This window comes from Segnochrobactrum spirostomi (assembly GCF_009600605.1).
Lineage (GTDB): Bacteria > Pseudomonadota > Alphaproteobacteria > Rhizobiales > Segnochrobactraceae > Segnochrobactrum > Segnochrobactrum spirostomi.
The window spans coordinates 14,612-25,779 of the sequence record NZ_VWNA01000003.1 but is presented as its reverse complement, the minus strand read 5'-3'; the positions used below and the strand labels follow the sequence as shown (position 1 = coordinate 25,779).

The window sequence follows — 11,168 nt, the reverse complement described above, 5'->3', positions numbered from 1 at the left end:
GCGATGGACGATCGACTTGCCTGCGCGCGGCGCCCAGCCCCGGCGCGCGCGCGTCTGCGCTGTCTCGCCGCCGCGGCCGCCCTTCTGGCGTGCCTCGGTGCCGCGCCGGCCTTTGCCGCCGCGAGCCTGACCGGCACGCCGGACCGCACCGAGATCGAGACCGGCGAGACCTTCCAATATGTGTTGAGCCTCAAGGATGCGGCGCCGCGCAGCGCGCCGGATTTCTCGGCGCTCAAGAAGGACTTCGACATCGTCGACACGCGGCGCCAGAGCCGCACCTCGGTCGTCAACGGTGAGCAGACCTCGCGCCTCGAATGGGTGTTGACCCTGTCGCCGAAGAAGACCGGCGACCTCGTCATTCCGTCGATCGCGCTCGACGGCTTCAAGACCGAGCCGGTCACCGTCAAGGTCGAGGCGCCGACCCGGGCCAGGCGGAAAACCGCAAGCTGTTCGTCGAACTCGACGTCAAGGACCAGAAGCCGTTCGTGCAGAGCGACGTGCCCGTGACGGTGCGCATCTATGACAGCGTCGGCGTCCGCAGCGGCGCCCTGGAGGACCCGACGGCGGACGGCGCGACCTTCACCCGTCAGGGCGACCAGCGGGCCTATGACAAGACCATCGGCGGACGGCGTTACCGGGTGATCGAGCAGGATTACCTGATGCAGCCGCAGCGCAGCGGCAAGATCGAGATCCCCGCGATCTCGCTCCAGGCCAACGTGCCCGGCGACCGCCGCGCCGGCCTGCCGCCCGACATGGCGCAGCTCCTCGGCTCGAGCGGCTTCGACATGTCGCTCGTCGACAGCGCCTTCGATCCGGGGCGCAACGTCACCGTGCGCTCCAACCCGGTCGATATCGACGTGCAGAGCCGCCCGGCCGACGCCAAGGGCTGGTTCCTGCCGGCGCGCCAGGTGAAGCTGACCGAGACGTGGTCGCCCGATCTCGCCAAGGCGCGGGTCGGCGATACCCTGACCCGCAAGATCCGCCTTGAGGCGGTCGGGGCCGGCCTGAACCAGCTTCCGCCGCTCACGATGACGGACGTCGCCGGCGTCCGCCAATATGAGGAGGCGAGCCAGACCAACAGCGTGCCGTCCTCGCAAGGCCAGACGGCGGTTCTGGACAAGACCATCTCCGTGGTGCCCACCGCCGCCGGGACGGTGAGCCTGCCGCCGGTCGAGGTCGGCTGGTGGAACACCAAGACGGGCAAGGCGGAAACGGCGACGCTCCCCGCCGTCACGCTGAACGTGGCGCCGGCCGCGAACGGCGCTTCCGCTGCGCCGGCTCCCACTGCGGCGCCGGCGGCGGCAACGCCCGCGCCGGCCCCCGTCGCGGCGGAACCGCCGCCTGTGGCGACTGACGCGGACGGCGGCATCCTCGCCTATTGGAAGCAATCGCCGCATTGGCAGCTCGGGCTCGCCGCGGCCCTCGCGGTGATCGCCGGGGCCGCCGTCGCACTCGCCCGTTTCAGCCGCCGCAGTGGCGTGCCGGCCGCGGTGGCGGAGCGCCGCGAGGCCTTTGCCGAGGAGGGCGCCGAGCGCAGCATCGCCCAGGATCTGGAAGCCGCCTGCCGGACCAACGACGCCCCTCGCGCGCACCGTGCTTTCCTCGCCTGGGCGCGCCATGCCGGCTACAAGCCCGGCGCGTCGGATTTCCGCACCCCGCAGCTTCAGGCCGCGGCCGATGGGTTGCAGCGCCGGCTCTACGCGCCCGAGGCGGGGACCTGGGACGGCGCGGGCTTCCTCGCCGCCTGGCGCGCCGAACAGAAGGCCCGCGGCAAGGCCGACGATGCGGCCGCCCCGCGCGGACTCATGCCGCTCTACCCGAAGCTCGGCTGAGGCGGCGGCGTCTCACCGCACCGCGTCGGGCCGCTCGCCCCGGGAAAGGGCGAGCCAGGCGCGGGCGGCGTGCGAGAGGTAGGCGCCGCGGCGCCAGATCAGCGCCATGTTCCAGTCCATGCCGCCGTCGGTGACAGCGAGACGCCGGACGCCGGCATGGGCTCGCTGCGCCGCGATCATGCGCGGCAAGAAGCCGACCCCGAGGCGGGCGGCGACGAGCTCCACGACGAAATCGATCTGACCGCTGCGCGCCGCGATCGTCGGCGTGAAGCCCGCCCGGCCGCAGGCGTCGAGGATGATCGGATCGAGCGCGAAACCCGGCCCGAACAGCACGAATGGCTGGTCCCGAAGCGCCGCGAGATCGATCTCGCCCGCTGCGGCGAGCGGATGATCCACGGCGATCAAGGCCTCGATCGGCTCGCAGCGCACGGTCTGCCAATCGAAGGCGTCGGAGACCGGCAGGAGCGAGGCACCGAGCTCGATCTCGCCGCTCTGGAGCAACTCTTCGAGCCGCCGGCTGCCGTGCTCGACGAGGCGGATGTCGATGCCCGGATAGGAACTGCGGTAGATTGCGAACAGGCCGGCGAACAGCGTGTCGCTGCCGATCGGCGGCAGGCCGAGGCGCAGCACGCCGCGCTTCAGCCCGCGCAAATCGGCGAGTTCGCCGGCGAGGCTCTCCCGCTCGGCGAGCATCGCCAGCGCCCGGCGATAGACGATCTCGCCGGCCGCGGTCAGCGTCGTCTTGTGGCCGAGGCGGTTGAGGAGCGGCAGGCCGAGTTCGTCCTCGATCTGTTTGACCGCCTTGCTCACCGTGGATTGGGTGGCGAAGACGGTTCGCGCGGCCTGGGAGAACCCGCCCTGGCGCACGACCTCGACGAAGGCTCGCAGCGTCCGCAATTCCATCGCATCGGTCCTCCAGGCGGGGCCAAGCCGGCCGCGTGTCTTCCAGACCCCGTCTGTACACGTGTGCATTCCATATCGGAATAGAATGAAGTCAAACAATTCATTTTAGGAATGAAGGGCCGGCGCCTACCTTTTGATCGGGAGCTTCATCCCCCGATCGCTCGAATGGCCCTGTCATGACCACCCTCCCTCCGGATCTGCGCACCCTCGTCGTCACCGGCCGCCGCGGCCTTCGCCGCAGCCGGCTCGCCCAGGCGGTGCTCCTCATCATCGTCTGGCAGGCCGGGGACATCGTGGCGCGGACAACGGGCGTTCCCATTCCGGGCGGCGTCATCGGCCTCTTCATCGCGCTCGCGCTGCTTGCGAGCCACCGCGTCTCGGCGATCAGCCTGCGGCGCGGCGCGATGTGGCTGCTCGCAGAAATGCTCCTGTTCTTCGTGCCGGCGGTGCCGGCGGTGCTCGATCACCCGGAACTGTTCGGCTGGCTCGGGCTCAAGATCGTCGCGGTGATCCTCGTCGGCACCTGCGCGGTGATGGGCGTGACCGCGCTTGCGGTCGATCTCTGCTATCGTTGGAGGATCGGTCATGGACCGGCTCGCTGACATCGTTCCGATGCCGATGATCCACCTCGTTCTGTGGTCCTCGGTCACGATCGGCTTCTATCTCGTCGCGAAGGCGTTCTACCGGCGCATGCCGCGCTGGTGGACGACCCCGCTTGCGATCACACCGCTCCTGGTCATCGCGGCGATCACCGCCTTTCACGTCGGCTACCCGGATTATCTGAGCGGCACGCACTGGCTGATCGCCTTGCTCGGCCCTGCGACGGTCGCCTTCGCGGTCCCGATCTATGAACAGCGCGCGCTGATTCGGCGGCAATGGCCGGTTCTCGCGGTCGGCGTCGTCGTCGGCACGATCACCGCCATGGGCACCGCCTGGGTGCTCGCCTCCCTGCTGGGTCTCGATGGTGCGCTTCGCCTCAGCCTGCTGCCGCGCTCCACGAGCACGCCCTTCGCCATGACGGTGTCCGGCGACATCGGCGGGGTGCCCGACCTCACCGCGGTCTTCGTCGTCTTCACCGGCGTGTTCGGGGCCGCGTTGGGCGAAATCCTGCTGCGCTGGATGCCGTTGCGCTCGGGCCTCGCCCGGGGCGCGCTGTTCGGCGTCGGCGCGCACGGCGCCGGCGTCGCCAAGGCCCAGGAGATCGGCCGGGAGGAGGGCACCGTCGCCGCCCTCGTCATGGTCCTTGTCGGCCTCGTCAATGTGCTGATCGCGCCGCTGCTCGCTTACTTCCTGCACTGACCGCCGCGTCCCGCGCGCCCATCAGTCCGGTGACGGTCGCCGCGACTGCGGTGCCGAGAAATCCGCCGGCGATGATGTCGCTCAGGAAGTGAAAATCGAGCCCGATGAGGCCGATCACCACGATCAGGACGGCGAGCGCGCAGGGGATGCGAAGCCACGGGAAAGCGAACGCGAGCGCGGCCGCGACGGAACTGATTGCCGTCGTATGGCCTGAGGGGAACGAGGCCCATCCGGCGCCGCCGTGAAGCCAGAAGAAGCCGTAGACGCCGTTGTCGATGAAGGACGGATTGTTGGCGACGAAGGTCTCCGGCCACGTCCGGCCGAACAGGATCTTGAGTTCATTGCCGATGAATTGCGCCGTCGCCAGCGACAGCGCGGTCGCGAGCAGCGCCCGTTCGATCCGGGCAAGAGGAGGGTGGAGCAGGGCCTTGAGCCCCAAGACCACCAGGAGAGCGGTGGCGATCGGCACCAGCCATTCCGGAACCGACTGCATTGCGAAGAGGATCGGGTGCGGCCGTCCGATATGGGCGTGGACGAAGCTGCTGATCGGCCGGTCGAGGAAAAGGAACGCGATGATCACGAGGACGGCGCAGAGCGCGGCGGCGCTGACCCACACACGACGTTCCGACGGCATCTCTCGTCCTCGCTGCATGCGGGCGTCTCACCGGCGCATCTCCGCGGCTTCATCGCTCGCTCATCGAGGATGATCCGACTTCGACCCGGACGGAAGATCACCCGCGCAGGACCGGCCATCTTCCGCTCAAGAGGCGTCCGCTTTGTCCAGCGCGATTGCGAGACGGAGCAGGGATGAGAGGGCCTGCGAACTTTGCCGACCGACCGCAACGGTTCGTCTTCACGCGGAACCTGGGGCGGCGGGCACCCGTTTCCGTCGCATCTCAGTTGCGAGGACCGTTCCATGACCGACACCCGATATGATGACGCGCCGCCGGAAGACGAGGCGCGGGTTCGTGAGAAGGCGCACGAACTCTGGCTCTCCGAAGGTCAGCCGGAAGGGCGCGCCGACGCCCACTGGGCGATGGCGCGCGAGGTGATCGCGGTCGAGGATTCGTTCGCCTCGACGCTGCTGCCGGTGCGCGAGCCCGATCCCGATTCGCCAGACGGTGAGCCGGTTGAGCCGGCGCTCGCCCTGGAGAACGAAGGCGAGTTACCGGGGCTGCGCGACGAGGGGGATGAAAGCCCGATCGTGCCGCTGCGGGGCGAGCCGCCCGAGCCGAGGAACGGCTGACGGCGGGGAGAAACGGCACATTCCCGGGACGGCGTGGCAGAACGCGAGGCGCGCAAGCGCGGCGGGCTGCACGCGCCGTCCGATCTTCGAGATCAGCCCGGAGCGTCTTCGGGGACCGCGCCGCGACGCCTGGGCGCTCGACCGCTAAAGAGCGGAGCTCCGCCGTGACAACGCGGCGATCGACCTGCGCGCCTTGGTTGCGATCAGGGTGACGGCAGCGTCTGCGCGGCTCGATCTCGCGGTGGTCCTCCCCCCGCTGCCGAGGCGCCGAAATCGTGCGTCCGACCGCCGTGCCGCTCGTAGTGACGATCCTCCTCTCGGCGATCCTGCGTGTGCGGGGAAAGTGCGCCCGCGACGCCACCTACGACGGCCTCGTGAACGACCTTCGCCGTGTGGCGGCACGGTCTTCCACACATGGCGCCTGCGGTACACGATTGTCCAATGGCGCACCGGCACTTGGCTGCGATCGGGACTTGCGTGTGCACCCGCGTTCGGGACAATCAACGGCGACGACTTCCCTCGCGGACCGACCGACCGGCGTGACCGACACCGACATGATCGCGACGCACGAGAGACCTTCCGGCCCCGGCGCCGGCGGCCACGCCGTGGCCGTCGATCTCATCGCCGTTCTCGTCGCGGTGACCAAGGGCGAGCCCCGGGTGATGACGCTCGACAGCGGGCGTGCCCTGCCGTCCGGCCCGTTCGAGCTCGGCCACCGCTCGTTGCAATCGGGCCTGCGCGACTGGGTCGAGCAGCAGACCCATCATCCCCTCGGCTATGTCGAGCAGCTTTATACGTTCGCCGACCGCGATCGCACCGCGGGAGACGACGCCGGCCGCGTGATCTCGATCAGCTATCTCGGCCTCACCCGCGAGGACAGTGCCCGCGCTCCCGGCGGCGGTGATGGGTGGCGGAGCTGGTACGATTATTTCCCGTGGGAGGATCGGCGCTCGGGCGTTCCGCCCGTGCTGGAGACGGTCGTCGAGCCGGCCCTTCAGGCCTTCGCCGAGGCGGCCGAGGATGCCGAGACCCGTCGCGAACGGCGGCAGCGCGCTTGGCTGTCGTTCGGCTTCGCCGGCAACCCCTGGAACGAAGAGCTGACGCTCCAGCGCTACGAACTGCTTTACGAGGCCGGGCTCGTGCCCGAGGCAAGGCGTAGCGGCGAGCCCGTCGACGGGCCGCTCTGTCCGGGCGCGCCGATGGTGGCCGACCACCGCCGCATCCTGGCGACGGGCATTGCGCGGCTGCGGGCCAAGATCAAATATCGCCCGGTCGTGTTCGAACTGATGCCGCCGACCTTCACGCTCCTGCAATTGCAGCGCTGCGTCGAGGCGCTCGGCGGCCGGACGGTGCACAAGCAGAATTTCCGCCGCCTCGTCGAGCAGCAGGATCTCGTCGAAGAGACCGGCGGAACGGCGGCCGAAACCCTCGGCCGCCCGGCCAAGCTGTTCCGCTTCCGGCAGGCGGTCGAGCTCGAACGCGCCATCGCCGGCACCAAGCTCCCGCTCGCCCGCTCTTGACAAGACTTATGCTCAGGATAAGCATATACGCGATTTATGCTCAAACTGAGTATAGCGATGAACGCACCTTTCCCGGTCGCGGCCCCGGTTACGGCCCCAAATTCGACTCCCTTCGCCGCGCCTGCGCTTCCCGACCTGCTCGCCCGCACGGCGCCGCTCTATGAGCGCATCAAGCGCGTGGTTCCGCCCGCCGATTGGGCGCTGTTCGCCGAGGACGTCGAGGCGATCCTGGAGCTCAAGCGGACGCGGAACGCGGTCATCCTGGCGCACAATTACCAGACGCCGGAGATCTTCCACTGCGTTGCCGACATCGTGGGCGACAGTCTGGCGCTCGCCCGCGAGGCGATGAAGGTCGATGCCGACGTGATCGTGCTCGCCGGCGTCTACTTCATGGCCGAGACGGCGAAGATCATGAACCCGTCGAAGACGGTGCTGATCCCGGACGTCGAGGCCGGCTGCTCGCTCGCGGATTCGATCACGCCTGCCGATATCCGCCTGATGCGCGAGGCGCACCCGGGCGTGCCGATCGTCGCCTATGTCAACACCAACGCCGCGGTGAAGGCGGAGGTCGACATCTGCTGCACCTCCGGCAACGCCGCCGCCGTGGTGCGCTCGCTCGGCGTGCCGCGCGTGATCATGCTTCCCGATCAATATCTCGCTCGTAACATCGCGGCCGAGACCGGGCTCGACATCATCACCTGGGCCGGCCAGTGCGAGGTACACGAATTGTTCACGGCGGCCGATGTGCGGCAGCTTCGCGAGGATCATCCGGGCGTCACCGTGCTCGTCCACCCGGAATGCCCGCCCGAGGTCGTCGCCGAGGCGGATTTCGCCGGCTCGACCGCCGCGATGAGCCACTATGTCGGGGAGAAGCGGCCGCCGCGCGTCGTGCTCCTCACCGAATGCTCGATGAGCGACAACGTCGCGGTCCATTATCCGGACCTCGAGTTCGTGCGGCCGTGCAATCTCTGCCCGCACATGAAGCGCATCACGCTGAAGAACATCCGCCGTTCGTTGGAAGAGAACCTGCATCCGGTCGAGATCGACCCGGAGATCGCCGCCCGCGCGCGGCGCTCGGTCGAACGGATGCTCGCGATATGAACGCCGATTTCGCCGCGCTCGCCGGCCGGCCGGTGATCGTCGGCGGCGGCCTCGCCGGGCTCGCGACGGCGCTCTTCCTGGCGCCGGAGCCGGTCGTGCTCATCGCCAAGGCGCCGCTCGGCACCGAGGCGTCGAGCCCGTGGGCCCAGGGCGGCATGGCCGCCGCCGTCGGCGCGGACGACGATGCGGGTCTCCACGTCGCCGATACTCTGGCGGCGGGTGACGGCCTGTGCGATCCCGACGCCGTCGCGCGCATCCTCGCCGACGCGCCGGGTGCGATCGCGGCGCTCGATCGCCTCGGCGTCGGGTTCGATCGGGACGGTGCGGGGGGCTTTCGCCTCGGCCTCGAGGCCGCGCACAGCCGCCACCGCATCGTCCACGCCGACGGCGATGGCACCGGCCGCGAGGTCATCCGCGCCCTTGCCGCTGCGGTCCGGGTGACCCCGTCGATCACGCTTCTCGAAGACGTCGAGGCCCGCCGGCTCCTGATCGACGCTCATGGTGCCGTCGCCGGTGTGCTGGTGACGGGCGAGGGCGCAGCGGCAGTCCTACCGACCGGCCGCGTGGTGCTGGCGACGGGCGGGATCGGCGGTCTCTACGAGGAGAGCACGAATCCGCTCGGCAGCATCGGCCAGGGCCTCGCGATGGCGGCGCGCGCAGGGGCGGCGATCGCCGATCCCGAATTCGTCCAGTTCCATCCGACCGCGCTCGCGACGTCGGCGCGTCCGATGAAGCTCGTGAGCGAGGCGGTGCGGGGCGAGGGCGCGGTCCTCGTCGACGAGACCGGTCGGCGCTTCATGGCGGAGGTTGCGGGCGCGGAACTCGCGCCCCGCGACGTCGTCGCCCGCGCCATCGCGCGGGAGATCGCGGCCGGCCGGCACGTCTTTCTCGATGCACGGGAGCGCCCCGGCGCGGGGTTCGCGGCCCGCTTTCCCGCGATCTCCGCCCTCTGCGCCGAGGCCGGACTCGATCCCGCCCGCGATCTCATCCCCGTGCGGCCGGCCGCGCACTATCACATGGGCGGCATCGCGGTCGACGCCGACGGCTGCAGCACCGTGCCGGGTCTGTGGGCGTGCGGCGAGGTCGCCTCCACCGGGCTCCATGGCGCGAACCGGCTCGCGAGCAATTCGCTGGTCGAGGCGGCGGTTTGCGCCGAACGGGTGGCGCGGAGCGTCGCCGGCGTCCCGTCGGCGCATGCCGTTGCGCCGCGCCTGGCGGAAGTGCCGCCGGCTGCCGATGCGGCGCGCGTCCGGGCGGTGCTGTCGCGATGGGCGGGCGTGACCCGGGAGGCCGATGGTCTCGCGCGGGCCGTTGCCGAACTGCTGCCGCTCGCAGGCGGCGGCGAGGCGTCGGCGGACCCCGCCCTGGTCGGCCTGATGATCGCTACCGCCGCCTTCCGCCGGCGCGAAAGCCGCGGCGCTCATTGCCGGATCGACTATCCGGAGCGCATGGCAGTGCCGACCCGCACGCTCCTCACCCTCGCCGACACCCTGGCGGCCGCCCGCGACATCGCGGCCGGCGCCGTCCCGTCCTCTGCCGTCGTCCGGAGTGCCTGATCGTGGCTTTGAACGCTCTTCCGACCGTCATGATCGAGCCCCTGGTCCGCGCCACGCTCCTCGAAGATCTCGGCCGCGCCGGCGACCTCACGACGGATGCGATCGTGCCGCCCGAGGCGCGGGCTTACGCGGTGCTCGCCGCCCGCCAGCCGGGCGTGGTCGCGGGCCTCGATCTCGCCCGTCTCGCCTTCCATCTCATCGATCCGACGATCGACGTGCGGATCTCGCGGCCGGACGGCTCGGCGGTCACGCCCGGTGACGTGGTCGCCGCCGTCGAAGGATCGGCGCGGGGCATCCTGACCGCGGAGCGCACCGCGCTCAACTTTCTCTCGCGCCTCAGCGGCATCGCGAGCGCGACCGCCGCCATCGTCGCCTCCGTCGCCGAGCACAAGGCGCGCATCGTGTGCACCCGAAAGACGACGCCAGGTCTGCGCGCCGTCGAGAAATACGCGGTGCGCGCCGGCGGCGGCTCCAACCACCGCTTCGGCCTCGACGACGCCGTTCTCATCAAGGACAACCACATCGCGATCGCGGGCGGGGTGCGCCCCGCGCTGGAGCGGGCGAAGGCCGGCGTCGGCCATCTCGTGAAGATCGAGCTCGAGGTCGACACGCTGGCGCAGCTCGAAGAGGCGCTCGGGATCGGCGTCGATGCCGTCCTGCTCGACAACATGGATGTGCCGACGCTCACGGAGGCGGTGCGCATGGTGGGCGGGCGCGCGATCACCGAGGCCTCGGGCCGGGTCAATCCGACGACCGCGCCCGCGATCGCGGCGACGGGGGTCGATCTCATCTCGGTCGGCTGGCTGACCCACAGTGCGCCGATCCTCGATATCGGGCTCGATTTCTGAGATTGCGCCGCTCGAAACGACGACGGGCGCCAATGGCGCCCGTCGGGATCCTGGTCTCGGCCGGTAGGTTCAGAACCGGTAGGTGATACCGGTGCCGATCAGCCACGGATTGAGCTTCGCGGTGCCGGTGAGCGGCGTGCCGCCGACGTTCACGTCGAAGTCCGGCTGGAGGTAGAGCTTCTTCACGTCGACGTTGAAGCCCCAGTGCTCGTTGAGCATGTAATCGAAGCCGACCTGGACCGCGGCGCCGAAGGTGTTCTTGACCTTCAGGCTCTGGGCGCTGTCGGCCGACTGGTTGTAGAAGATCGTATAGTTCACGCCGGCGCCGATATACGGCTTGAAAGCGCCGAAATTGGTGAAGTGATATTGCAGCGTGAGGGTCGGCGGCAGCAGCCACACCTTGCCGATCTGGCCGAGGCTCGAGATGCTGCCCTTGCCGTTGATGTCGGCATAGGTGGTGCCGAGGACGAGTTCGGCCGCGATGTTGTCGGTGAAGAAATAGGTGATGTCGAGTTCGGGCACGACCGTGTCAGAGAAGGACAGGTCGGAGCCCGGCACGCCGTTGACCGAGCCGCTGTTCTCGGTGACGACGCCGAGGGCGCGCAGACGCACCTGCCAGGGGCTCAGGGCCTTCGTCACCGCGGCCTGAACGGCCGGCGCCTCGGCCGGCGGGGTCGGCTCGGGCAGATCGGCGGCGAGCGCGGGGGCGGCGGTCACCGCGACGAGCGCGAGCGCGCCGAGGAGTTTGCCGGCGATCGAACGGGGCGGGGTGCTGCGGGGCTCGGCGCCGCGGGGCGTGGCTTTCAACATGCGAGATCTCCAGACGAATTTCTTGGTGGCGATTCTTCGTCCGGACTTTCGCG

Annotated in this window: 12 protein-coding genes; 9 read left to right on the top strand and 3 right to left on the bottom strand. The window is 69.8% G+C overall.

From position 1 onward, the window contains the following. Nucleotides 1–3 precede the first annotated feature (3 nt). Together F0357_RS20480 and F0357_RS20475 are read left to right on the top strand one after the other, a co-directional pair. Nucleotides 4–507: a BatD family protein gene (locus tag F0357_RS20480; protein ID WP_208948510.1), complete on the top strand. Its 504-nt coding sequence runs from the start codon at nt 4–6 to the stop codon at nt 505–507. Next, complete coding sequence (locus F0357_RS20475; RefSeq protein WP_208948583.1) at nt 486–1,832, top strand: BatD family protein; 1,347 nt, start codon at nt 486–488, stop codon at nt 1,830–1,832. The genes F0357_RS20480 and F0357_RS20475 overlap by 22 nt, the downstream gene beginning before the upstream one ends. A gap of 12 nt (nt 1,833–1,844) precedes the next feature. On the opposite strand, the gene F0357_RS20470 is transcribed toward F0357_RS20475, so the two are convergent. After that, nucleotides 1,845–2,735 carry a LysR family transcriptional regulator gene (locus F0357_RS20470; protein WP_153488966.1) on the bottom strand — a complete coding sequence of 297 codons (891 nt, stop codon included), beginning with the start codon at nt 2,733–2,735 and terminating at the stop codon, nt 1,845–1,847. Between the two features lie 176 nt (nt 2,736–2,911). On the opposite strand from F0357_RS20470, the gene F0357_RS20465 reads away from it, so the two are divergent. After that, the gene (locus tag F0357_RS20465; protein ID WP_153488964.1) at nt 2,912–3,337 is read left to right on the top strand and encodes a CidA/LrgA family protein; all 426 of its coding nucleotides are present in this window, start codon (nt 2,912–2,914) and stop codon (nt 3,335–3,337) included. 10 nt (nt 3,338–3,347) lie between these two features. Then, nucleotides 3,348–4,034: an LrgB family protein gene (locus F0357_RS20460; protein ID WP_153491412.1), complete on the top strand. Its 687-nt coding sequence runs from the start codon at nt 3,348–3,350 to the stop codon at nt 4,032–4,034. On the opposite strand, the gene F0357_RS20455 is transcribed toward F0357_RS20460, so the two are convergent. Beyond that, nucleotides 3,991–4,668, bottom strand: coding sequence for a phosphatase PAP2 family protein (locus F0357_RS20455; protein WP_208948509.1), 678 nt, complete (start codon nt 4,666–4,668; stop codon nt 3,991–3,993). The two genes, F0357_RS20460 and F0357_RS20455, sit on opposite strands and share 44 nt — an antisense overlap. A gap of 282 nt (nt 4,669–4,950) precedes the next feature. On the opposite strand from F0357_RS20455, the gene F0357_RS20450 reads away from it, so the two are divergent. From F0357_RS20450 to nadC, 5 genes are all read left to right on the top strand, one after another. Next, the gene (locus tag F0357_RS20450) at nt 4,951–5,280 is read left to right on the top strand and encodes a DUF2934 domain-containing protein (protein ID WP_153488958.1); all 330 of its coding nucleotides are present in this window, start codon (nt 4,951–4,953) and stop codon (nt 5,278–5,280) included. 554 nt (nt 5,281–5,834) lie between these two features. Continuing rightward, entirely contained in the window at nt 5,835–6,800 is a 966-nt protein-coding gene (locus F0357_RS20445) for an NUDIX hydrolase (protein WP_153491410.1), read from the top strand. Between the two features lie 57 nt (nt 6,801–6,857). Beyond that, complete coding sequence (gene nadA, locus F0357_RS20440) at nt 6,858–7,901, top strand: quinolinate synthase NadA (RefSeq protein WP_153488955.1); 1,044 nt, start codon at nt 6,858–6,860, stop codon at nt 7,899–7,901. Beyond that, the gene (locus F0357_RS20435; protein WP_153488939.1) at nt 7,898–9,457 is read left to right on the top strand and encodes an L-aspartate oxidase; all 1,560 of its coding nucleotides are present in this window, start codon (nt 7,898–7,900) and stop codon (nt 9,455–9,457) included. The genes nadA and F0357_RS20435 overlap by 4 nt, the downstream gene beginning before the upstream one ends. 2 nt (nt 9,458–9,459) lie before the next feature. Further along, a complete protein-coding gene (gene nadC, locus F0357_RS20430) occupies nt 9,460–10,305 on the top strand; it encodes a carboxylating nicotinate-nucleotide diphosphorylase (RefSeq protein WP_312861763.1) in 846 nt (281 codons plus the stop codon). Nucleotides 10,306–10,374: 69 nt separating this feature from the next. Here the strand turns inward: nadC and F0357_RS20425 are convergent, their stop codons facing one another. Further along, on the bottom strand, nt 10,375–11,115 hold the full coding sequence (locus F0357_RS20425; protein ID WP_153488928.1) for an OmpW/AlkL family protein: 741 nt from the start codon (nt 11,113–11,115) through the stop codon (nt 10,375–10,377). Nucleotides 11,116–11,168: the final 53 nt, after the last annotated feature.

Coding starts and splice junctions, on each gene's coding strand:
- F0357_RS20455 (WP_208948509.1), bottom strand. CDS start 4,668: ATGCCGTCGGAACGTCGTGTGTGGGTCAGCGCCGCCGCGCTCTGCGCC.
- nadA (WP_153488955.1), top strand. CDS start 6,858: ATGAACGCACCTTTCCCGGTCGCGGCCCCGGTTACGGCCCCAAATTCG.
- F0357_RS20435 (WP_153488939.1), top strand. CDS start 7,898: ATGAACGCCGATTTCGCCGCGCTCGCCGGCCGGCCGGTGATCGTCGGC.
- F0357_RS20470 (WP_153488966.1), bottom strand. CDS start 2,735: ATGGAATTGCGGACGCTGCGAGCCTTCGTCGAGGTCGTGCGCCAGGGC.
- F0357_RS20465 (WP_153488964.1), top strand. CDS start 2,912: ATGACCACCCTCCCTCCGGATCTGCGCACCCTCGTCGTCACCGGCCGC.
- F0357_RS20480 (WP_208948510.1), top strand. CDS start 4: ATGGACGATCGACTTGCCTGCGCGCGGCGCCCAGCCCCGGCGCGCGCG.
- F0357_RS20425 (WP_153488928.1), bottom strand. CDS start 11,115: ATGTTGAAAGCCACGCCCCGCGGCGCCGAGCCCCGCAGCACCCCGCCC.
- F0357_RS20450 (WP_153488958.1), top strand. CDS start 4,951: ATGACCGACACCCGATATGATGACGCGCCGCCGGAAGACGAGGCGCGG.
- F0357_RS20445 (WP_153491410.1), top strand. CDS start 5,835: ATGATCGCGACGCACGAGAGACCTTCCGGCCCCGGCGCCGGCGGCCAC.
- F0357_RS20460 (WP_153491412.1), top strand. CDS start 3,348: ATGCCGATGATCCACCTCGTTCTGTGGTCCTCGGTCACGATCGGCTTC.